A 23,822-nucleotide genomic window follows, 5' to 3' on the forward strand; every position below is an offset into this window, starting at 1 on the left:
AGCCCAGAAAGAAGTAACAGCCAATCTTCTTACTCAAGCAGGTTTCTTTGTCTTTTTCTTTCTGCGCCGGAAAGTGCTTTTACCTCCGCCCGGGTTATTCGATGTCATCGCAGGCATAGTCGCTACTCGCGCAGCGGTCACAAGTGAGTCAAGCTCCTGATTCAACGGCTGCATAAAACCGTTATAACTACCCTGCCCCTCGCTGATGTCATTCAGTTGTTTCTCCCAAAGCGCAGTCATATCGGGGTGTGAACAGGATTCTGGCAAAACCGAAATCAATTGTTTCCCAGTCTCTGTTGCCTGAATGCTTTTGCCCGTGCGCTGTAAAAACTTACGTTTGAATAAAAGCTCAATGATACTGGCACGGGTCGCTTCGGTGCCCAGACCATCGGTATCCTTAAGCACTTTACGCAGTTCGGCGTCCTTTACATGGCGAGCAATGCCCGTCATCGCCGCAAGCAGGGTGGCATCGGTATAGTGCTTTGGTGGCTCTGTGTGTTTCTCTTCGAACACAGGTTCGCCACTCCACACCGTCTGCCCCACTGAAAGATCCGGAAGCGGCGAAGATTTTTTATCTTTCGCCGGCAAAAGCGCTTTCCAGCCTTCCGTCAGCGTGATCCGCTCCCGCGCGGAGAATGATCCACCAGCAATTTCAAGATTGATACGAGTATCTGAGTAGCTGTACAGATCACAGAATTGCATCAGATACTGCCGGGCGATAAGACGATAAATTTTCGTTTCAGAGTCGCTTAAATGTCCGGAATTTTTTTTCGACGTAGGAATAATAGCGTGGTGCGCTCCGACTTTTTTGTCATTAAACGCCGGAGATCTTCGTGATTTATCTGTGTACTGAATCATTTTTTCAGCATCCGTCAGTACAGAACGGATTGCGGCGCTAATCTGGGGCATTTCCTTGTGGTGGTCGCCAGGGAGATATCGGCAATCGGAACGAGGGTAGGTAATCAGCTGATGCTTCTCATACAAGCTCTGACAAATATCCAGTACTGTTTTCGCTGCCATACCGAAGGCTTTTGCGGCATCGATCTGTAGAGAAGACAGGTTATAAGGCAAAGGTGCATTCTGCTTACCCGGTTTTTTATCAAACGCTTTTACCTGCGCTGGCTGCTGGCGAATCCGGTTTACCACGTTCTGCGCAAGTTTTGGGTTCAACACCCGTCCATCTTCATCCTGATAGGGCCGGCAGGCCTCACTCGGCTGCCAGCGCGCATGGAAGCATAACGGCGCCCCCTCATTAAGATGTATTGAGGCCTGTACTTCATAAAAAGGCTTGCTGACGAAATTGCGGATTTCCTGATCACGGCGGACCACCAGCCCCAGTACAGGTGTCTGCACCCGACCGACCGAGAGCACCCCACGATTGCCCGCCTGCTGGCCCTTAATCGTCCAGGCTCGCGTGAGATTTATGCCGTACAACCAATCCGCACGACTGCGCGCCAGCGCAGAGACAGAGAGCGGTATAAATTCGCTGTTGCTACGCAGCTCACCCATAGCACGCTTGATTGCCGATGGATTCAGGTCGCTAACCAGTAAGCGTTGGGCATTACGGCGCTTAGTCTGTGGCGTTTTCAGGTAATCAATCACCTCATCCACTAACAGCTGACCTTCGCGGTCCGGGTCGCCCGCGTGAACCAATTGATCGGCCTCCTTGACCAGTTTTCGTAAAACGCTCAGTTGCTTCCGGGTTTTAGGTTTGGGCTGAAGCTGCCACTCGTCAGGTGAGATCGGCAGATGGTCCAGCTGCCACTTTTTAAAGACGGGGTTGTAGGCCTCCGGCTCTGCCTGCTCGAGCAGATGCCCGATACACCAACTGACGACGTCACCATTGGCGGCACGAATGCAGCCTTCTTCTTTTTTATGTGGGCGGGGAAGAACCTCGGCAATGGCACGGGCAAGGCTGGGTTTTTCGGCTATGAAGAGGCGCATGATGGCGAACGCTTAAGCTGTATAAACAGCCAGTAGTTAACCATCATACCAGTGCGTTAGCAAACAGAGTGTTAACGCGAAAGCTTTTAACGTCAGGCGGCCACCGGTGGCTTTGCCCAAATTACACCACGGTGCTTTTCGTATATATCCCGGACCCACTGTAGCGCTGGACTATCAGACCACTGCTGGGCCGGACCCGCCATTTTTTCGCGGAATTCAGCAGTACTATAAATAGGATGCTGTTCTGGACAGGCTAATGGCGCCAGTAAAGAAGCAGCTGTGATATCCGCCACTGTCAGCTGATCTCCTACCAGATATTCTCCTGCCTGCTGAATACGTTCTTCCAACCAACGGATTTCGGCATCAATCTTCTGCTCTGCACGGGCGACGTCCTTTTTGTTAATTTTCAGCTTCACTTTGAACACAGGCTTAATAACCGGATAAAAGGTCCGCACGAAGACTTCTTCCCAAGGCTTCGAGAACTGCGTCCAGATGTCTTTGATCAGAGCATCATGCGCAAACCCAGGCAGGTAAAGGTAGCGAGCAACCGGCTTACCTATCGCATCAAACCGCTGCTGAATAGCGACAATCTCTTGCTCGTATGCCGCCGGCATTGTCTTCAATGGGCCAAATTCACTGTTCAGCCAACCAACAATGCGTGGGCTATCCTGCACACAGGTTTCACCCCGCTGCACCAGAGGCACAGTTGTTTCGGCACGCTTACCTTTAATCAGCATGGGCAAGGTATGTACTGCAGGCGTCAGTGCGATCTCGTTGTACGCAATCCCTTCATAGTCGAGCAGCCAGCGGATTTTCTCGCTGTAGTGAGACATATTAATTGTGAAGAGAGTAAGCGGTGTATTGGCTGTCATCGAGGCGTCCTGATGTCCGTGGCATTGAGATATACAGGTGTCCATCATACAAGTTTGTATGCGGCCAAACAGGTCTGATCTGGACGCAATGCTAACTCAACGGTCATTTACAAAGGGATACAGATCTATATCAAAAAAAATTGATATAGAATTCAAAATCACTATACTGGCTAACATGAATGATCCGACTACCCATGATTTGACCTTAGCCAGACTGGCTCTGGCATCTAAAGCCGCAGGAGACCCTCTGCGCATGGGAGTCATGAAACTATTGGGGCAGGGTGCATTCGGTGTACTTGAGCTTTGTCAGATCTTCGATATCAAGCAGTCGAGCATGAGTCACCACCTGAAAGTGCTGTCGCAGGCCGGGTTAGTCAGTAATCAGCGCGAAGGCAACAGTATCTTTTATCGCCGGCCCCTGAATACGGGCGACGATGCTTTCAGTAACTGGCTGCGTAGTTTGTTCCGCACCATGGACGCTGCGCATGATGATGTTGATCTCAGCCCGGCGGTATCGGGCGTACTTGCTGAACGAGCAGAGGCTTGCGCCGGTTTTTTCGCGCGACACGCCGATGACTTTCGGGAGCAGCAGGATCTGATCGCCTCGTACGAGCAATACGGTGATGCACTGGCGACCATTCTTGACTCGCTGGGCTACCGTCCCGGTCAGGGCTCAAATAGTGGCTACGCTTTGGAAATCGGCCCTGGCGAGGGAGCATTTCTGCAACCGCTGAGCAAGCGATTTAACGGCGTAACCGGCCTGGATATATCGCCAGACCTGCTCTCAAAAGCAGAAACGTTCTGCTCAAACGAGCAACTGAGCAACGTGGCACTCGTACAGGGAGATACACGGACCCTGCTGGAGTCACAAGAGAAAGCAGGCAGCTATGACTTCGCTGTTGCCAATATGGTGCTGCACCATGTGCCGTCACCCAAAAGTATTTTTAACGATGTCGCTCAGCTTCTGCATTCTGGTGGCACGTTTTTAGTAACCGATCTGTGTCGACACGAACAAGTGTGGGCGCGTGAGTCGTGTGGAGATTTATGGCTTGGCTTTGAACCTGCCGATCTCAGTCAGTGGGCTGAAGAAGCCGGGCTGAAGGAAGGACAAAGCCAGTATTCCGGTTTAAGGAACGGGTTTCAGATCCAGTTCCGCTTATTTCATGCTTGAGTGCATTTTTTTGAGGAGTCGCAAATGAGCGAATATTCAATTTTTACTTCAGAGTCTGTTTCTGAAGGTCACCCGGACAAAGTCGCTGACCAGATTTCGGACGCGGTACTGGATGCCATCATTGCTCGTGATCCTTACGCCCGTGTTGCTGTTGAAACATTGGTGAAAACGGGCATGGCCGTGGTTGCCGGTGAGCTGACCACCTCCTGCTACGTCGACCTCGAAGAAATCGTGCGCGATGTCATCACAGGCATTGGTTACAACAGCTCTGATGTCGGCTTCGACGGCGCGACCTGTGCCGTACTGAACGGTATTGGTAAGCAGTCTGTTGATATCAACATGGGTGTTGACCGTGCTAAGCCTGAAGATCAGGGCGCGGGCGACCAAGGCCTGATGTTCGGTTACGCGACCAACGAAACCCCGAACCTGATGCCAGCGCCTGTGTACTACGCGCACCTGTTGGTGCAGCGTCAGTCGGAACTGCGTCGTAACGGCACCCTGCCTTGGCTGCGTCCGGATGCAAAATCTCAGGTCACCATCAACTGGGAAGGCGACAGTCCGAAAGTGGATGCGGTTGTACTGTCAACGCAGCACGATCCAAGCATCTCTCTGGAAGAACTGCGCGCTGAAGTGCTGGAGCACATCATCAAGCCAGTACTGCCCGCTGAATGGCTGCATGAAGGCACGCTGTACCACATCAACCCGACCGGCAACTTCGTGATCGGTGGTCCTGTGGGTGATGCGGGCCTGACTGGCCGTAAGATCATCGTTGATACCTACGGCGGTATGGCCCGTCACGGTGGCGGTGCGTTCTCTGGTAAAGATCCATCAAAAGTTGACCGTTCTGCGGCTTACATGGGCCGCTATGTCGCCAAGAACATCGTTGCTGCGGGTCTGGCTGACCGCTGTGAAATTCAGGTGTCGTACGCCATCGGTGTTGCTGAGCCGACGTCTGTGTCGGTTAACAGCTTCGGCACTGGCAAGATCAGCGACATCGAGCTGGCGAAAGTGATCCGCGAGGTGTTCGACCTGCGTCCATATGCCATCCAGAACCAGCTGGAACTGCTGAACCCTATGTATCAGGCAACGGCGGCATACGGCCACTTTGGCCGTGAACCGTTCGAAATGACCTACGAATACAAAGACAACGGTGAAGCGAAAAGCAAAACCTTCACTGCGTTCACTTGGGAGCGCACTGACAAGGTGGATGCACTGAAAACCGCCGCAGGCGTTTAATCGCGCACTAAATCTCAAATTTATTTTCAGGTCGCTGGTATTCCCCGGCGACCGTAACAGCAAAAGGGCAAAAAGATGACCCAGTTTACTGATTACAAAGTTGCAGATATGAGCCTCGCCGACTGGGGCCGTAAAGAAATTAAAATCGCCGAAGACGAAATGCCGGCTCTGATGGCACTGCGTCGTAAGTACAGCGATGACAAGCCGCTGGCGGGCGCAAAAATCATGGGTTGTATCCACATGACCATTCAGACCGCCGTTCTGATTGAGACTCTGGTGGACCTGGGCGCTGATGTACGCTGGTCTTCGTGCAATATTTTCTCAACTCAGGATCATGCGGCGGCTGCTATCGCTGCGGCGGGCATCCCTGTCTTCGCTTGGAAAGGTGAAACTGAAGAAGAATTCCTCTGGTGCATTAAGCAGACCATTCTGGCTGAGAAAGACACAGATCAGGTGTGGGATGCCAACATGATCCTCGACGACGGCGGCGACCTCACCGAAATGGTTCACAACGACTTTCCAGAGATGCTGAACAAGATTCACGGTATTTCTGAAGAAACCACCACGGGTGTACACCGCCTGCTGGAAATGATGAAAGAAGGAACCCTGAAAGTCCCTGCGATCAACGTAAATGACGCTGTGACCAAATCTAAGAACGACAACAAATACGGCTGCCGCCACTCGCTGAACGACGCTATCAAGCGTGGGACGGACCACCTGCTGTCGGGTAAGAAAGCACTGGTCATCGGCTACGGTGATGTAGGTAAAGGGTCTGCCGCTTCTCTGCGTCAGGAAGGCATGATTGTTAAGGTCACTGAGATCGATCCTATCTGTGCTATGCAGGCCTGTATGGATGGTTTCGAAGTGGTTTCTCCGTACATCAACGGAGAAAACAAAGGCACGCTGGAATCTGTCGACGGCGATCTGCTGGGTAAAACCGATCTGATCGTGACGACCACCGGTAACGTGAATGTCTGCGACAAGTTCATGCTTCAGAAGCTGAAGAGCGGCGCCGTCGTCTGTAACATCGGTCACTTCGATAACGAAATCGATACCGCGTTCATGCGTGAGAACTGGGAATGGGACGAGATCAAGCCGCAGGTGCATAAGGTGTATCGTGACAAAGCGACTGACGATCACCTGCTGCTTTTGTCAGAAGGCCGCCTGGTGAACCTTGGTAATGCGACTGGCCACCCATCACGTATCATGGATGGTTCATTCGCTAATCAGGTGTTGGCGCAGATCTATCTGTATGAACGCAAGTTCGCCGACATGATGGAAGCCGAGAAAAAAGAAAGCATCTACGTTAAAGTTCTTCCAAAGAAACTCGACGAAGAAGTGGCGAAAGATATGGTAGAAGGCTTTGGTGGTGTGATTACCAAGCTGACTCCAACTCAGGCGAAGTACATTGATGTCGATGTAGATGGTCCGTACAAGCCAGAAGCGTACAAGTACTGATGTTTGAGCGGAGCTAGCTGCATTGGCATAGCTTTGTTGAAAAGCGGCGCGAAATACTCACTTACACCCAGTAAGCTGCGTTTTCACGCCACTTTTCGCCTTGCTCTGCCTGCTTCGCTAACGCTCCCCGGAAGCTTGTAGGAAGTGAGCAGCGCGTAAGCTTGGAACAAAATAATTGGTGAGAGAGGGGCTCTCTCTGCCAGATTAAGAGAAGTGAAAATGACGACCTTAAGTTTTGAATTTTTCCCGACCAAAACCGAGGAAGGGACAGAAAAACTACTGAAAGTGCGCGACGAACTCGCTGCCTTTAATCCAGAGTTTTTCTCGGTGACCTACGGTGCCGGTGGTTCTACCCGCGACCGCACCTATGCCATCGTCAAAGCCATTCAGGAACGTGGTATTGCTGCCGCGCCTCACCTGTCATGCGTCGGCGACAGCAAAGAAGATCTGCGCTCACTGTTGAACGAGTACAAAGACCTGGGCATCGACCGCATCGTTGCTCTGCGTGGCGACCTGCCCAGCGGCGCAGGCCTGGCCAGCAGCGAACTGCGTTTCGCCAATGAGCTGGTTGAATTCATCCGTGAAGAAACCGGTGACCACTTCACCTTAGAAGTCGCGGCATACCCAGAGATGCACCCACAGGCGACCAGTTTTGAAAGCGACCTCGAACGCTTTGTAAACAAAGTGAAGGCAGGTGCGGACAGTGCGATTACTCAGTACTTCTTCAATGCCGACAGCTACTTCTACTTTGTTGACCGGGTTCGTGACATGGGTGTAGATATTCCAATTATTCCCGGTATTATGCCAATAACTAACTACAGCAAACTGGCACGCTTCTCAGATGCATGTGGTGCTGAGATTCCACGCTGGATCCGTAAACAGCTGGAAGCCTATGGTGACAATACAGAATCAATCCAGCAGTTTGGTGAGGAAGTCGTCACTGAAATGTGCCATCGCCTGCTCGAAGGCGGCGCACCGGGTATTCATTTCTATACCCTGAACCAATCTGAGGCCAGCCTGCGCGTCTGGCGGAATCTGATCTGATCAGAAAACAATGGCGCGGCAAAGATAAAGGACATTCACTGTGAAGATCGCGATATTTGCCGCGCGAAAAACCCATCGTCATTATGCCAATAAACTCAGTGGCTACCTGAGGCACTCTGGTGCTAGTGAGACATCGGTACTGTGGTACAAAAATCTCTGGCAGACACCCGCATGGTTAATCACGCTATTCCGGGCTCCCGGGTCGTCACTAATTCGGGTGGCAATCGACTTCCTACATACCAAACAGAATAGTCCCGCCTCCGTCGCTTCAGGTGGGAAGCGGTTCTATATTTTATTTCCCCTTAAATTAATAGAAGCACGGGCTCTATACAGCATCTATTATCACACGCTTAAGAGTCGGCAATTTTCTCACCTTGTGATCTGGAATGGCCTGAAGTTCCGTCAGCGGATTGCTGTCATAGCTGCCCGGGACCTTGGCATACCCACCATGTATATTGAACGCGGACTCTTCCCTGGGACCACCACGCTGGATCCTCAAGGCATCAATTATCTAAACTCCGTACCGCGTGAACCAGCCTACTACAAGACACACTGCAAGGAATTTTCGGTTACACCCTGTCCAGTTTCACGCCCGGATAAACTTCCGGACTCATATATATTCGTTCCCTTTCAAGTGAATACAGATAGCCAGATTGTACTGTTCTCCCCTTGGCTTAAAAACATGTTTGATATGGTGAAGCACTTTGAACAAGCCGAAAAAACACTCGGGGATAAGATGCCACACGTTGTTTTTAAGCCTCACCCAGCCTGTGAGCAGGATTACAGTGACCTGATTGAAAAAATCAATTCACGCAAAGGAAAACTGCATATTGAAACCGATACTCCAACGCCAGTATTGATCGGTCATGCAGATGCCGTGTGTACCATAAACTCTTCAGTCGGGATGGAGGCTATCCTGATGAACAAAAAACTTATCATTCTCGGTCAGGCATTCTATGGAATTGAAGGTCTGACACTCAAAGCAAAAGGGCAGCAGGGGCTCGAAAATGCCCTCAGAAACGTAGCAGACTGGCAGCCTGATCAGGCCCTACGTAATGCTTTTCTGACACATATAAGAGATGAGCACATTGTACCGGGAAGTTGGCAGAACCCTGACGACCACCATCTGGACTCAATGGCTTCCCGTATTCTTTCATTCATACGCTGATATCACTGATCATGGCCCATCACCTTTTTCTGGCGTCTACCCCATTTAATATTGTGATTGCCAGTATGATTGCTCTTGAACTACCCAAAGAGGATATCAGCGACCTATGGCTGATTGATCAACCTCATGAAAGCTCGGAATTTATTAAGAGAGTCCTGTCATGGAGTGGCTCGCCTTTCAAAGAAATTCGCCTGGCTACCTTTCAAGCTAAAAGTCTCGACGCCAAGAAGCAGCGCAAAAACATTCTGGAGCAACTTACCCAGCAGGCCATGAGTCTGGACGTAACAGATCTGTATACCGGAAATGACCGCCGTATAGAGTTTCAATGGCTTATGGCCCATCTGCCATCCACAGTGAAAGGTCACTACATTGACGACGGCACCTACTCTTACATTGGCAGAAAGACCGGCTGGTTGAGTGATGGGATCATAGACAATCTTCTCAAAAAGCTTACCTATGGATTCTGGTGGAAACAACCTGAGACAATCGGTGCATCTGACTGGATCCAGATGGCTCACCTTGCATTTCCGGAACACGCAGTGCCCCAGCTCCGGAAAAAAGAGGTCCGGCAGATCCCGGATCTACTCTCACATCCAGCTTTCGCCTCACTGGGCGCTGATTATTCTGACACGCTATCAGAAATAGCAGAGCTGAATGCATTAATCATCCTTCCTCACGAATCTGTACGTTCGGAAAAGACTGAGCAACTACTGCTACAGGAAGGGAGTCAGCATGTAAACTGCGGTATCAAGCGCCACCCACGCTCAGAGTCCGCAACAACCGAGAATGCCGGATGGATGAAAGAGGTCAACGCAAAAATTCCTTTCGAGCTACTCCTGGGCGGATTAAAACCGGGATGCTGCGTTATCGGCGATATATCCAGTGCTCTGCTGACAGCTCGCTGGCTGCGCCCACAGCTTAAGGTCGTATGTCTCGCAGAAAAAACAAATAGCCTGACAGAACTAATGGATAAAATTGGAATTGAGGTAAGAATTGTATGAACCACACTTTCACTTCAAGTGGCAGGCTGATTTCGTATCTGATGCTGGCAGGTCTTATTGCCTATGGTTTGAACTACCAGATCACCAAGACTCTACTCCACCTGTCTGCACTCGTTGCGCTGGTTACCTGGCTACGTGTTGGGGTGCAGTGTTTTACCGCGAAAAATAATCTACCGGTAAAATTTGACCTGAAAGATCCCCGCATAATCTTGAGTATTCTTCTGCTCTTATCTGCCTCGATAGTTCTGGTGGAAACATCTCTATCTGAAACTTTAATGTCAGATCGATTCAGAAAAGACTTCGTGACCCCTGCGATATGCTTTGCCCTGATTCTGCCTGTTGCTACTGTAGACAAGCTTACCTTTCAATTATTTCGCTGGGCTTTACCAGTTTCGGTTGCATGCATGGCAATTCCCGGAGTTATTGACCAGTATGCACACAGTTCACCGAGCTACCGAACCAGTGGCAATATTTCACTTCAGATAATTTACGGAACCAATCTGGCTATATTAAGTGCGACCGTAATTATGTCTATGATGACTATGAAGCCCCTCAGGCATCCAATCCTGCTTGTTGTCAGTCTTCTCGCAAGTGTTTTGGGAATATGGGCAATTATTCTGAGTGGCAGTCGCGGACCACTGCTTTCAATACTGGTTGTTTCCCTGTTTACCATTACTCTAGTAGGCCTGAAGTATATAGGCTGGATTAAAACCGTAGTAATAGTCATCTTACTCAGTTCGGTTACCACATTTGCAGTAATGCAGTCCTCTATGTTTTCCAGACTGAGTGACGGTCTTTCAAATATATCCTCCAACGTAAAAAGCAGTTCAATGGGATTGAGATTTGAAATGTGGAGGGGAGCCAAAGACCTGATTATTGAACACCCCATCAGCGGGGTTGGTATCGGACAGCAGAATGATCATTTTAAAGCAAAGAACCTAGAGTTAAAGGACTACATGCACCCACGAGCAACCAGCTTCATCCACCTTCATAATGATTTTATAAACGCTATGACCTGGATGGGCATCCCGCTCGGGCTACTATTTATGGCATTTACCGTATACCCACTAGCATGGGCCCTTAGAAATAAGAGGAATATCGTCGCACAGTCTGTGCTTGCGGTGTCGACTGTCTATTTACTCAACGGACTGACTAACACTCCGTCAATTCGGGCGACCTCACTCACACTTATGTTGTCAGTCATCTTCCTGCTTCTGCAATTCTCAGCTTACCGTTTGGATACACCCTCTTCAGATAACGCCAGGTAGTATTTGGCGACCTCAGCAGAATCGAAGCGCTTTTCAATCCAGGCGGGAATTTTCGGATACTCACACAGCGCTCGATCCATCGCGGTCGCCAGAGCACTCACGTCCCCCACTGGCACCAAAAACGGCGCCAGTTCATCAATCAGTATTTCAGAAGGTCCTGATGGACAATCTGTCGCGACGGCTGGAGTACCGACAAGAAGAGACTCAATCAAAGCTCGCGGAGAACCCTCAGCCTCAGAAGCAAGAACTGAAAGCGCTGCATTTTTAAGCAGACGATATGGATTCCCATCCCAGCCCCAAAAAATCACTCGCTCCTGCAGGCCCATTTCATTGACTAATGCCCTAAGATTATTCTCATCTTCCCCCCGGCCCACTAATACCAGTGAAACCTCTGTGTTCTGCATACACCCCAGTGCCCGAATTGTATCTGCATGGCGCTTTCGAACATTCAGAGAGGCGATGGATACAATATAACGGCCTTCCGGCAGGTTGCCATCAGACTCGGCAGCTGTTCGTATCGCCTTAAGGTCGAAAGGGTTAACAATCTGCCTCACATTTTCAGGAAGCACTTTCAGATTATTAACCAGATCATTTCTGATGCCCCCTGACAGAGCAATCACAGGGCGCGCGGCAAACTTCTTGCGGAGATTGCGGATTTTTCTCGCGCGACTCCAGAACTTCCAGCGAGGACCATCGGTAATCCACGCTGTCGGCGTTATGTGTACAGAGCAGACCTTATTCGTGACCGGCACCACCGGGTAGTATTTAGCATTACTGATAACAAACAGATCGTAGTAATCCTTACCCTTCTCAGAAATGCTCTGCTTCAGGCGGATTCTGGCCTCGCGATTTGACGACGTTTTCAGCCAGATACAGTTCACCCCCGCCTGAGGGGTGTAATCGCGATGATCGCGCAGGACGTAGAGGTCGACCAGAGCGCCTTCCCTGACCAGAGCTTCTGCCAGTGTAAGTATGGTTTTTTCGGTACCGGCGCCCATCAGGCTTGTCACCATAATTCCGATACGACGTTGTTTCTCAGGCTGCATAGGTTCCCTGGTGTTCAAAGTAGCTGAGTGCAGGAAGAAGCTTTCTTATCATTACCTGCTCGCGATGTTTTGGCTTAATTTTCAGTGAAGAGGCTATGAGGTACAGGAACACAAACAGAGATTCATCTGACGTACGCAGAATGCGGTTTGCGCCACGATAATCCATCAGGGCGTAGGTAAACCCTTCGTCGTATTTGGAGTAGTAAAAAGCCAGATCCCAGCTACGGATGCCTACCAGATAGTACTGAAGGTCAATCAGGCGATAATCAAAATCCGATACAGAAAGAATATTCTGGCGTTTAAAATCACCATGGACCAGACCTACCTCACGCTCAAACAACGCCTCCCAGTTACGCATCACTGTACGCGCAACCAACGTAATTCGCTCACGAATACGCTGCCCCAACACCCCTCTTCGTTCTTCGAGAAAACCTTCTATAAACGCCAGCGCTTTTCCGGCATGTTCTTCACTGACAAGATGATGAAGTACTTTGCGTATATTCGTATCGGGACGAACCTGAGCCCGTAAAGTACGCCTATCCCCTAAAGCATGCTCATAATCGTCCACCTGCATAAGGCGCCAATGTAGTGCATGAATAACGGACGGCAGGTATCGAGAAGGCTGTTTCAGAAATGTACTGCTGGTAACGGCCAGATCGCTGCTGAGCTGGCGGTAATACACTGGCGCTGCCGTCAACTTTTCACCCTGATCATGTGACCAGCGGATAAAGCGGAATTCTCTCTCTGCTAACTCCGGTGCCTGTATTTTAGAAAGAGCAAGCGGTGTACGACCTGAATCACCATAATGGAGAAACATGCCCTGATTATTCACTCCACCTAATTCGGCATACTCAAGATTAAGAGTTGTAATTCGTAACTGACCCGATGCTTCACCGAGTACATCCAGCAGTATGCGCGGATTGATCGAATTTTCATTACAGATACTATGAACTCGGGCGATTGCCCTGGCCGTCCTGAGCCAGTTTCTTTTCATATCAGTATTCGTATCGTCCTTCTGCACCACGACGGATGTCCTTGCAGATATCTGCAATCATCGACTGTATTGCAATTTCCGCATCCGCGGTAAATAGAGCAATAGCCTCAAGTTCCTTTTCACTGAAACTTTCCAGGCATTCCGGAATAGCAGATGTCAAGCTACTTACTGTCAACGACCGGCCTGCTTCACCAAGAACATCAGTAAGCAGATATCTGACCTTCGGTGTGTTGGACTCCAGCGCGACAAAGGGAATTCTGTTTTTCAGGCACATGGTCACCGTATGATAGCGACCGGTAATAACCATTCCGTAGCCCTTAAGATAACGAATATAACTTCCTGCATCCGTTGCCAGTTTCCTGTCCGATTTCAGCCACTTAATGACATTTTTTACCCAAGGTCTTGGACTGCGAAGAAAACGGGCATTAGATGGACGGGCAACGACCATAGAGCGAAAATCAAAGCCGTTCTCATTGGCATAGGCCTCAAGAAAACGGCTATCCTCCTTAACAGCACTATCAACCACCAGGGTTCGATCAGAGTTGCTTTGATTGCTGCTATGCGAAGCATTTGATGCAAATGTCAGATCCGGAACATAGGCACCAGTCAGTCCCCCGAATTCCTGCAATTCTTTCAGGCTACCGCGATCACGCACATAAATGGCGCGTGCTCTTCCCAGGCTCTGATAGGCAGCAGCGGAATTTTTATGCAAAGTGGCATTGAGCAGATAACAGGGCTTTTTTAATGTTTCCGCAGCGAAGTCCACCATATCAACCAATGCCTGAGAAAAGCGGCGGCTATCGTTATGATGAATTGTGCCCTCACCATTAATAATAATGGCGTCAACTGGTGGCATACTCAGTATCCGTTTTTTATGGCGACGCCAGTCAACGCTGACTGGCCAGGTCCAGACCACTTCCACCCCTTGTTCACTCAATAAGCGAAGGAGGTTTTCCATAACCAGCATGCAACCAAAATGGTGGGTCGGACGAGTATCATTTATAACGGCAACTCTCATTGCGTTTTCATCTCCGGGCCACGTCCCGCAAGTATACGATCGAATAATTCGAGAGCTTCTGCTTCGTCAAACAGCCCGTTCTGAACATTCGGCCAGATAGCAGACTCACTACGGCGGATGATCACCGGACCATACTTGCCTTTCGCAGACACCTGAATCTCCGGATTACCCAGCGCAACCAAAGAATTCAGACGGTGTTTTCCACCAATATTCACCCACACCCAGTCCTCTCCATTGACCAGAAATTCACCGTGAATCTGCGTTGCTGAAGTCGGCTGGAAGCCTTTATCCCGAATACTTTGGAATACAGAAACCTGTCGCTCATACTCCATCTTTCCGACAGGAGCACTCACTGGGCCATAATACTGCCAGCCAAAGTCAGTCTGCTCTGAAGCACCCAGTTTAATCGCTTCCTTACCCAGTAAACGTCCGCTGCCCGACTTTACGGCTACCTGCTCAAGGCGTTGCTCCGGGTGACGGTTCCACCACGGCATGACCGCAGACATCGCTGGCATCGACGCAATTGCACTGATCTTCAGCCCCAGAAGTTCCCCAACCGTTTCAGGCTGAAATGTCTGATAAAAGGCTTCTAGAGCACTGCCCTCATACCTAGAATGGTCTTGGATGAGAATCTGCACAAATGGACTGTCTTGGACAGGAAACCCAAGAAAATTACTGCGACAGCGATCCGCGGCGACATGGGTCACAATCGCTTTGGCCTGACGGTAAGGAATCTCAGCCGGTGAACGGCTAAAAGGTTGGATATCTATTGCTGCTTTCCGGCCCTGCAGACGGCGGCGTAATAGCTGGAACATCGTCCGGATTCTCTGTTTATTGCAGCGGCTGACTATACAGCAAGCACCGGTTTGCGGAAACCTGAAAGGGCAAAGTCAGATAGTGATGAGCACCTCATTCTCAACCCGTTCCAGATCCGGGATCATCGCGGTAACCCCCTCAAACGTCACTGCGACCTTATCAAACTGCCCCATGCCCATGGCTTCGACTTCCTGTAGATCGTTTTCACCGACGTGCATCAATCGAGGAATACCCTGCACGAGGATGGCATAGAAAGGCATCTGAGGATTAGCATTGACCCCATTCACGATAATAAAGCGCGCATCAGGGTTAGGCGCCGGCGCAGCCTGACCGCTCATCAGTTCGTAACACAGAGCCGGAACCAGAGTTCCACGCCAGTCGAGGCGACCCAGTACCCAGTCTGTGCTGGCATTTGTCGTCAGCAAGTGCGAAAACGGAATAACCTCGGCTACCGTCACGTTCGGCAGAATAAGATTACGATCCTTCAACGGCACCAGCAGGCAGTCGACCTGTTCAGGCTTATTATCCGCACTGGTGATCTGGTTTTCGCTCATAATTCTCTGTCCATTTCTCTTTCAGATGTTCAACCAGCTTTAACGCTAACTGGTACGAATCACCGACGAAGGTGACCCTGCCTGTTTGAATCGCACTTTCAGGCATGGATGCGTTTCCACACCCTTCGGGCGCCTGAACCCAGATATCTGTGCCTTGCGGCAGCGCCGAGATACTCTCGGCTCCATCACTACCCATGCCGCTGAAAAGGATGCAACCGAAACGCTGCCGGGCGTGATTAAACACCACGTCGATCACGCCATCAATGGACGGTCCGTAAGGCCCATCCCAGGATGTACTCCCTACACTGATTCGATCCATACCAACCAGGTCGAAGGTCGTTGATACCGGCGCAATCAGCACTTCTCCAGCGGCCAGTACCGCTGCATTCTCGACATTTTTAAGTTGATACGCAGAATGACGCCCAACCGCCTGACACAAAGCCTGCTCAAATCTTTCATCAATATGCTGAGCGTACACAAACGCTACCGGCAATCCGGCTGGAAGCACATCAAGAAATTCTTTCACGGCTTCCGGGCCGCCGAGGGACGCTCCAAGTACAAAAATCTGCAAAGGAAGCTTCGAAGCGCCATCGGCAAATACATCAGGAAGCGGAATCTCCCTGTGTTGCTTCTGTTCCCATGGCATCTGACTGACTTCTGCCGCTGGTGCTGGCGTATCCGTCAGATCCCGAAGCTTTGTCAGTAGCTTCTTTTCCCATCGCAAAAAGCTGGTGCAATGATTATCTGGCGCATCGTCCAATCCCACCAGAACTGGCGCTTCACCGCTCAGTAAAGCGTCAAAACTCTCGCCACAAACGTCGTCATCATCACGAAAGGTAACCAACCATGCATCGGCATGAGTCTGCTCTATCGCCGCCAGAGTCATTCTTGCAGCGGGGATATTCAGGATTACTTCAAACCCCAGCCGCTGCAGAGACTCTGCCAGTATGCGTTGCTGCAAAAGGTCGCTGTTTATCACAGCGACTTTTGGGCTGGCCACTCAGTAAACCTCATGTCCCAGGAAGGCATTGATATTTTCCAGAAGCAATTCTTCCTGGAAGGGCTTACCCATGTATTCATTCACACCAATACTTCTTGCGCGCTCACGGTGCTTATCACCCGTCCGCGAAGTGATCATGATGATCGGCAGATCTTTTAAGCGCTCATCGTGACGTACCAGAGAGGCGACCTCAAAGCCATCCATGCGCGGCATCTCAATATCGAGCAGCATCACGTCAGGCTTCACATCCTGCAAGACTTCCATCGCATGCATACCGTCTTTCGCGGTCATTACTTCCATACCATGGCGTTCGAGCAGACGCGTAGTCACCTTACGTACGGTCACCGAGTCATCAACAACCAGTACTTTAGGCAGCCTGCGCTCCTGTTCATGACGCGCTTCTGCCGCTTTATTATCCAGCGCTTTCGCCTGTTGATACTCGAGGCTGGTGTAGGTCCGGATCATGGCTGGCAGATCGAGAATAATAACGACGCTACCGTCACCGAGAATCGTACCACCAGAAATGCCACGCACACTGGCATACTGAGGGCCGAGGCTCTTCACCACGATCTCACGGGAGCCAAGCAGCGCATCGGCCTGCAACGCAAAAGGAACCTGGCCGCGAACCAGTAGCAGAGGCAACGGCATATGCTGCCCTGATATTTTCGGGTGCGAATGCTCATCGAGCATAGCCCCCAGATAACCCAGTTGATAATCGCGGCCAGCGTAGTTAAAGAAGCGCTCGCCCTCTGGCTGATCGTACAGGTTTTGCAGTTCAGCGACAGAAGCACGAACAATGCCCTGAATGTTATTCAGAGGTACCGCATAGAGGTCTTCACCAATACGTACCATCAGTGCGCGGTTCACAGATACGGTGAATGGCAGGCGCACTTCAAACTCACTGCCTGAACCCGCTTCAGAGCGAATTTCTACACTACCGCCCATCTGCTTAATTTCGCTGCTAACGACATCCATGCCGACACCACGACCAGAAATCTGAGTGATGACTTCTGCGGTCGAAAAACCGGGCTGCAGAATAAACTGCAGAATGTCGTGTTCGGTCGGCTCGACGCCTTCCGGCACCATGCCACGCTCTCGCGCTTTCTTGAGAACAGCATCCAGGTTAATCCCTTGTCCGTCGTCACGTAAGGTCAGAACCACGTCACCGCCATCACGTCGGATATCAAGTTCAATGCTGCCCTTCTCGGGTTTACCCGCTGCCCGGCGCTGCTCTCCACTTTCAATACCATGGTCAACCGCATTCCGAACCATGTGCTCAAGAGGCGAAATCATACGCTCAAGGATGGTTCGATCCATTTCACCGTCGGCGTTATTAACTCGCAGCTCGACCTGTTTATTCAGCTCAAGACTCACCTGACGAACAATACGACGCAGACGCGGCACCATGCGCTGGAACGGAACCATACGAGTCTTCATCAGACCTTCCTGAAGCTCGGTATTCACACGACTTTGCTGGAGCAACAGCGTCTCTGCGTCACGGGTTTTACCCGACAGGGTTTCCTTAAGATCGATAAGGTCAGATGCAGACTCCATCAATGCTCGCGAAAGCTGCTGCATTGCCGAATAGCGGTCCATCTCCAGAGGATCAAAGTCTTCGTAATCTGGTCCATGACGCTCCTGGCGGAAGATCACCTGAGCTTCGGTTTCAATATCCAGACGTCTCAGCTGATCGCGCATCCGGTCCAGCGTCTGATCCATTTCCGTCAGGGTTCCAGCAAAATCGCTGACCTGTTCTTCCAGACGACCGCGCCCAATGGCGGTCTCGCCAGCGAGGTTTACCAGGCTGTCCAGCAGATCGGCCGATACCTTTACAAGCTCGGTCGGTGCTTTGCGCTGCTGCGCCATAGCCGGTGGTGTGCGCTCTGGCGCCGTCTCAATTTCTTTGCCGGGAAGTGGCACGACGGCCAGCTGCGAGTTTTCAGTTTCAGCATCGGCTGACGCTTCTTCACCCAGCTCTTCTGTCAGTGAAGAATCACTGCTGGAGAGCGTATCAACATCACTAACCACATCCTGAGCAGAAACAGGTGAATCGACCACCAGCTCCTTCTCGCCCAGTACCAGGACGCCGTCACTGTCGAGCAGGTTTGCGACATCGTCAATTTTTGACTGCAGATTTTCCTGTCGTTCATGGATGTGTCTGAAGAAGGTGTCATCGAATCGCGCTTCACGTGACAACGCCTTCTGAATATCCGATTCGAAGTTATGCGCAGTGTCACCAATGACAGACAACCCGGCAAGACGAGCACCGCCTTTCAAGGTATGAAGAACACGCAACAGCTCGTCAGCACCTTGAGTCGATGCCGGTTCGGTGCGCCATGCCTCGACACCCTCATCCAGCGCTTCCATCAACTCACCAGCTTCTTCGAGGAAGATGCCAACAATTTCACGATCGCTTTCATCGGCAGTTTCAGACTGAACCGCGTAGGCTCGTGAATCTGCAGTCTCCGTTTCCTCAACAGGTGCCTGCTCAGTCCCACTACGCTGCGATGCTACCTTCAAGGCTTCAATCATACGTTCAGGATTCTCCGGGCCCTTGCCCTCCCTGACCGATTGCAACTGGGTAAAGAGTAGGTCGTGCGCACTTTGCGCTAGCGGCAGCGTATCTTCGGACAGATCAATAACGCCGTCGTTAAGGCGTTCATAGAGTGTTTCCAGTTCATGGCACAAGTCAGCAACTTCAGGCAGCTCAGCCATTCGAGCGCCACCTTTCAGGGTGTGCAGCTCTCGCTGAAGCTCGGCCACTGGCAGAAGGTCGTCGGGTGTTTTTTCCCACTTCTGCATGATGGCTTCAATAGCTTCGGTAATTTCTTCCGCTTCCTCCAGGAAGATATCGAGAATCAGATCGTCTTCCTGCTCTTCGATGTCTGCCTGTTCCAGTTCACTCAATGACGTTTCATCAACCTCTGGAACGGGTGGTGTATCTGCAGCCTCCTGCGAAAGCATTCCTTCAACCACAGACGACTCTGGCACCTGAGGCTCCGAAAATTCAGCGACAGGTACCTCTGCAGACTCTTCGTCGGCCGGGTCTTCTGACCGCGGCTCTGGCTGGTCTTCGATTTGCTGAGACTCAGGGAACTGCCAGTCACGCACGCGGCGGACAGTCTCCGACACATCAGGAAGGTCCTGACCAGCGGCCAGACAATCCATCATATTGAGAAGCTCTTCGTGAGCGTCGCTGATAAAACCAACCAATTCTGGCTCAGGGTGAGCTGCGGCCTGTCCCGCTCCCTGGTAGAAGTGATGCAGCGCCAGAGCCATTTCTTTCACAGCAGGAATACCAGCATCGTCTGCAGCCTGCGCCGCCGAAGCCAGATCTGACGAAATAGTATCGAGCACTTCCGAACGATCTTCTTCCTGCCAGGTCTGCAGGAGTTCATCTGCTTCGATCAGGGAGTCCATGCCGGAAGCCAGAAAATGACTGATCGCCTCAGTCGAAATGCCAGCCTGCGAGTCGCCCTGATACATCGGCTGAAGCTGCTCTGTTTCAATGACAGCGGCACGTTCCATTAAAGGCGGTGCTTCTGGCATATCCTCAAGCAGCATCAACTGATCGACGGTCAGATAAGAACGAAGCGCTGCAGACGCATCATTGAGCAGTGATGCGAGGTCCGGTGTGTTCGGTAAACGGAATGCACGAAGTTCTTTCGTTAATTTTTCAATGACAGATGCAACATCGGCGAGCGGAGCCAGCTCTGCCATGTGAGCACTTCCCTTAAGAGTGTGCAGAGCGCGCTGCAGAGCATCACTGATCTGGTTGCCACAGGCCGTTTCGTTCGACTCGCTAACAAACTCATCGACAACCGCAAGATGTGCTTCAGCTTCGGCAATAAAAATTTCCAGCAGCGCGGCGCGATCTTCTGCCTCCTGCTGAGCATCGGCGTCTTCTGCAGCCTCCGGATTAAGGGTTTCTTCCAACACGTCCATGTCTTCATCCGGACGACTTCCGTCTGCATCGAGATCAGCAGAAACCTGATCTTCAAGCTCCGGCGCATCATCCCCTGAGCCTGGCAGAGTCGCCGGCTGGTTGCCTTCGGCGGTGGCAAAGGCATAATCCATGTAAGGCTGAACATCAATTGAAGCGGCGCGCTTCGCACGGAAATCTTCGATCAGGCCGGGGAGCTGCTCGACCACACGATCAACGAACGCAATCATGTCATCGTTAACGGAAATCGTTTCATCGAGCACGCGGTTAAACATGTTTTCGACAGACCATGCCAGCTCACTGACATCGTCTGCTTTCACCATACGCCCACTGCCTTTCAGGGTATGGAAAGAGCGCCTTACCGTGGTCAGGGCTTCACTGTCGTCCTGATTCTGGCGATAAGCGGGCCAGAACTCGCCAAGAGTTTCGGTAACTTCTTCAGCTTCCTCGAGGAAGACTTCAATGATCTCATCGTCAATGAGGTCATCGTCGGCATCTTTTTGTGCAGAGCTTTCAGATTGTGTCGGGACCTCATTAACCAGTTCTTCATTGAGCTCATCATCAAGCTCAATGACAGGAGGCGTCTCGGCATCATCCTTGGCCAGGTCCTGGTTGCTCTCTACCAACTCATCGTCAAGACCGAGCGCTTCAGAGAAGCTGGTGACATCAACCGCTTCATCGGCAAAACCTTCCGGTAGCTCAACATTTGAGAGATCTTCAGACGCCGCCGCCTCAATACCGCAGCGCTCCATTAACTTACTGAGCGTATTCTCTGCACGCTCAATAATGGCGATATCGGTGGTAGTTGCTTCATCTGAGTAACGCTCAAGGTAATACTCAACACCGCTGAGAACTTCGGCGACCATATCCATCACACCCCACTCAGGGGCTGGGCGGTCGGCCAGTAACGCTTGCTGTACAAAGGTTGAAAGGTCAGATAGCAATACCGCAACGCGCGGCATTGGGATCATATTCAATGACCCCTCAATCGAATGCAGAAGGGATGGAACCTCCTGTAATTTCTCGGTTGACCACTGGTGAGCAATGTAAGAGACGACGCCGTCTTTCACCTGCTCCAGTACATTCCGCGCTTCACGCAATACTGCACGCTGAGCATCAGACATCGCACTGTCGCTCACCGACTTGCTGGTATCGCCATCGCGGATCATGCCATTGAGTGTTGCCTCGACATACAGAAGTGCGCCTGCAACATCGAGCAATTTACTGTCCTGCTCGTCACTGGCCTCTGCTTCCAATAGCGAAACAATCGCGCTTTCCTGCTCCTGCATCACCCGTCGCGGCATTCCCAGCCCCAACATTCCCATCGTATCGGCAACCTGACGGACAGTACTTCGGATCGACGTGAGAGCGGGTTCGCGTTCTGCAGAACCACGGACGACCTGATCCAGCTCATCCTTAACAGTAGAAATTTCTTCAATCAGAGCAGTTAATGCACCCGATACAGCATCAGAGCCTGCGCCCATGGCGTGGTCTTCAGCATCTTCCGCATTCGGCAGAGCTTCAGCCAGCCTGAAACGCTTCTGCACCAGGCGAATAGCATCACCACGTACATCGGTACGGGCCACGTAAAACAGCAGATTTTTCAACAGCTCTTCAGCGGGCGGACGATTTATCGCCGCAACACCTTTATCAAGGCCGGTTTTCAAAAGCTGATCAAGCTGACGCAGCAGAACCTTTGCACTCTTCGGCAAGCTTTCCTGTTTCAGTAACCATTCACTGAACGCCAACGCTGGCAGCCAGACAATCCCCTGAGGTGTACCTCCCATGGACTTATTTAATTTGGCGAAGAGCTTGTTGATGTAGTGCTTTGCGAGATCAGGGTCACGATCCTGCAGCAGCTGCAAGGTTGCGGTCTGCAACATCTGCCGTGTTTTACGCAACCATGGCGAGAAGTTGGGTTGCGTAAACAGATTTTTCTGCGCTCCGGTTAATGGCGCATTGTGTTCGACATGAGGCGTGAACAATGATGTTTCAGACAGGAAGTTTTCGCCTCGGGTCGAGCGTAGTTCATTCAGAATGGGCAACAACACGACGGGCAGATCCCGACGCCCGACCTTCACATGCTCCAGATAATGAGGAAGCTGAATAATCGCCTGCATCAGGACTTCAAGGCCGTCCTGTTCATTGCTCAGGGAACCCTCGGTCAACGCCAGAGCAACCGCTTCCATCTCTTCAGCCAGCAGCGCAGCTCCGTAGAACTCCACCATCTGCAATGTTCCATGCACCTGGTGCAGGTAACTTAAACAGAAGCGCAGACGGCTTCTGTCTTCGGGGTGTTCAACGTACGCTTCAAGTGCCTGCTGAGCCTGTTGCAGCGTATCCTGAATTTCCCCTTTTACCCATTCCAGGGCGATGTAGTCCTGACTCATCGCCTTGCACTCTCCCCTGTCGATGTGGATTGTTTGCGGACAAACGCGGTCACCTGACCGCTGTGCACCGATTCTAATAACGGATGCTCCCAGTCCACCATTTCACCGAGCCCGATAACCAGTAAGCCTCCCGGCGCAAGACGTTGCGCGAGAGCATCAAGAATTTCCCGCCGACGCCAGCGACGAAAATAAATAAGAACGTTCTGACAGAAGATCACGTGCTGCGACTGTAGCGGACAACTCTTGAGATTAAGAATATTGACCTGGCTGAAGCAGCAGCGGCGACGCAACTGAGCAGCAACCTCTACCTGCTGAGAAGACAGCGGAGCAATAGCCCAATTGTGGTATTCAACCGGAATACGCTCCAGCGCCCGCAACGGGTAACGGCCACTGCGAGCCTTGCGCAGTACAATGGTTGAGATATCGGTACCAGTAATGGAGTACTTCAGACCGGTCGATGCGAGATTCTCTTCGGCAAGCATCGCCAGTGTGTAGGCTTCCTCTCCAGAGGAACAACCAACACTCCAGAACTCCATTGTCTCCTCACGGGCCTGAAGGCGCGGACGCTGACGGCGCATATGCTCAACGACCAGCTGCAAAGCATCGGGGTCGCGGAAAAAACGCGTCTCCTGAACAGTGAGCCTGTCGACCAGTGTCGACCACTCCATCACACCAGAAGGGCCGTCCTGAATCTTTTCGTAGTACTCACCATAGTCGCGAATGCCAAGTTCCAGCATGCGCAGACCCAAGCTGGTCTGTAGGAAAGAGCGCCGCTGTTGGGGCAGAAACATCCCTGTGCGCTCCTCCAGCAATCCCTGCCAACGATTAAACTGTACATCGTCTAGTTCAGGGACCGTACTCAGACCATTGCGGATTGACTGGCTCATGTATCAGACCGT

General features: G+C 51.3%; 17 protein-coding genes. 7 read left to right on the forward strand and 10 right to left on the reverse strand.

Annotated elements, in window-relative coordinates:
• Window positions 1-33: 33 nt before the first annotated feature.
• Together B2R29_RS13130 and B2R29_RS13135 are read right to left on the reverse strand one after the other, a co-directional pair.
• Complete coding sequence (locus B2R29_RS13130) at window positions 34-1,944, reverse strand: DNA topoisomerase III (RefSeq protein WP_301181478.1); 1,911 nt, start codon at window positions 1,942-1,944, stop codon at window positions 34-36.
• 92 nt (window positions 1,945-2,036) lie between these two features.
• Window positions 2,037-2,816 (reverse strand): glutathione S-transferase family protein, encoded by a 780-nt coding sequence (locus B2R29_RS13135; protein ID WP_301181479.1) that lies wholly within the window; start codon window positions 2,814-2,816, stop codon window positions 2,037-2,039.
• A gap of 175 nt (window positions 2,817-2,991) precedes the next feature.
• Between B2R29_RS13135 and B2R29_RS13140 the strand changes: the two genes are divergently transcribed.
• The 7 genes from B2R29_RS13140 to B2R29_RS13170 all read left to right on the forward strand — a co-directional run bounded on the left by B2R29_RS13140 (window position 2,992) and on the right by B2R29_RS13170 (window position 11,162).
• A complete protein-coding gene (locus B2R29_RS13140) occupies window positions 2,992-3,987 on the forward strand; it encodes an ArsR/SmtB family transcription factor (protein WP_301181480.1) in 996 nt (331 codons plus the stop codon).
• A 24-nt stretch (window positions 3,988-4,011) separates the two neighbouring features.
• Entirely contained in the window at window positions 4,012-5,223 is a 1,212-nt protein-coding gene (metK, locus tag B2R29_RS13145) for a methionine adenosyltransferase (protein WP_301181481.1), read from the forward strand.
• Between the two features lie 75 nt (window positions 5,224-5,298).
• On the forward strand, window positions 5,299-6,681 hold the full coding sequence (gene ahcY, locus B2R29_RS13150; protein ID WP_301181482.1) for an adenosylhomocysteinase: 1,383 nt from the start codon (window positions 5,299-5,301) through the stop codon (window positions 6,679-6,681).
• Window positions 6,682-6,900: 219 nt separating this feature from the next.
• Entirely contained in the window at window positions 6,901-7,725 is an 825-nt protein-coding gene (gene metF, locus B2R29_RS13155) for a methylenetetrahydrofolate reductase [NAD(P)H] (protein WP_301181483.1), read from the forward strand.
• Window positions 7,726-8,173: 448 nt separating this feature from the next.
• Window positions 8,174-8,893 carry a hypothetical protein gene (locus B2R29_RS13160; protein WP_301181569.1) on the forward strand — a complete coding sequence of 240 codons (720 nt, stop codon included), beginning with the start codon at window positions 8,174-8,176 and terminating at the stop codon, window positions 8,891-8,893.
• Window positions 8,894-8,904: 11 nt separating this feature from the next.
• Window positions 8,905-9,894 (forward strand): hypothetical protein, encoded by a 990-nt coding sequence (locus tag B2R29_RS13165; RefSeq protein ID WP_301181484.1) that lies wholly within the window; start codon window positions 8,905-8,907, stop codon window positions 9,892-9,894.
• Window positions 9,891-11,162, forward strand: coding sequence for an O-antigen ligase family protein (locus B2R29_RS13170; RefSeq protein ID WP_301181485.1), 1,272 nt, complete (start codon window positions 9,891-9,893; stop codon window positions 11,160-11,162). The genes B2R29_RS13165 and B2R29_RS13170 overlap by 4 nt, the downstream gene beginning before the upstream one ends.
• Here B2R29_RS13170 and B2R29_RS13175 read toward each other — a convergent pair.
• The 8 genes from B2R29_RS13175 to B2R29_RS13210 all read right to left on the reverse strand — a co-directional run bounded on the left by B2R29_RS13175 (window position 11,123) and on the right by B2R29_RS13210 (window position 23,810).
• Window positions 11,123-12,208 (reverse strand): glycosyltransferase, encoded by a 1,086-nt coding sequence (locus B2R29_RS13175; protein WP_301181486.1) that lies wholly within the window; start codon window positions 12,206-12,208, stop codon window positions 11,123-11,125. The two genes, B2R29_RS13170 and B2R29_RS13175, sit on opposite strands and share 40 nt — an antisense overlap.
• Window positions 12,198-13,202: a phosphotransferase gene (locus B2R29_RS13180; RefSeq protein WP_301181487.1), complete on the reverse strand. Its 1,005-nt coding sequence runs from the start codon at window positions 13,200-13,202 to the stop codon at window positions 12,198-12,200. Before B2R29_RS13180 ends, B2R29_RS13175 begins: the two co-directional genes overlap by 11 nt.
• A gap of 1 nt (window position 13,203) precedes the next feature.
• Complete coding sequence (locus tag B2R29_RS13185; RefSeq protein WP_301181488.1) at window positions 13,204-14,220, reverse strand: polysaccharide pyruvyl transferase family protein; 1,017 nt, start codon at window positions 14,218-14,220, stop codon at window positions 13,204-13,206.
• Entirely contained in the window at window positions 14,217-15,035 is an 819-nt protein-coding gene (locus B2R29_RS13190) for a hypothetical protein (protein ID WP_301181489.1), read from the reverse strand. The genes B2R29_RS13185 and B2R29_RS13190 overlap by 4 nt, the downstream gene beginning before the upstream one ends.
• 75 nt (window positions 15,036-15,110) lie before the next feature.
• Window positions 15,111-15,590, reverse strand: coding sequence for a chemotaxis protein CheW (locus tag B2R29_RS13195; RefSeq protein WP_301181490.1), 480 nt, complete (start codon window positions 15,588-15,590; stop codon window positions 15,111-15,113).
• Window positions 15,559-16,590: a chemotaxis protein CheB gene (locus B2R29_RS13200; RefSeq protein ID WP_287028001.1), complete on the reverse strand. Its 1,032-nt coding sequence runs from the start codon at window positions 16,588-16,590 to the stop codon at window positions 15,559-15,561. The genes B2R29_RS13195 and B2R29_RS13200 overlap by 32 nt, the downstream gene beginning before the upstream one ends.
• On the reverse strand, window positions 16,591-22,923 hold the full coding sequence (locus B2R29_RS13205) for an Hpt domain-containing protein (protein ID WP_301181491.1): 6,333 nt from the start codon (window positions 22,921-22,923) through the stop codon (window positions 16,591-16,593).
• Window positions 22,920-23,810 carry a CheR family methyltransferase gene (locus tag B2R29_RS13210; protein WP_301181492.1) on the reverse strand — a complete coding sequence of 297 codons (891 nt, stop codon included), beginning with the start codon at window positions 23,808-23,810 and terminating at the stop codon, window positions 22,920-22,922. The genes B2R29_RS13205 and B2R29_RS13210 overlap by 4 nt, the downstream gene beginning before the upstream one ends.
• Window positions 23,811-23,822: the final 12 nt, after the last annotated feature.

The sequence above is a fragment of the Thalassolituus sp. UBA3500 genome (assembly GCF_002377545.1).
Lineage (GTDB): Bacteria > Pseudomonadota > Gammaproteobacteria > Pseudomonadales > Oceanobacteraceae > Thalassolituus.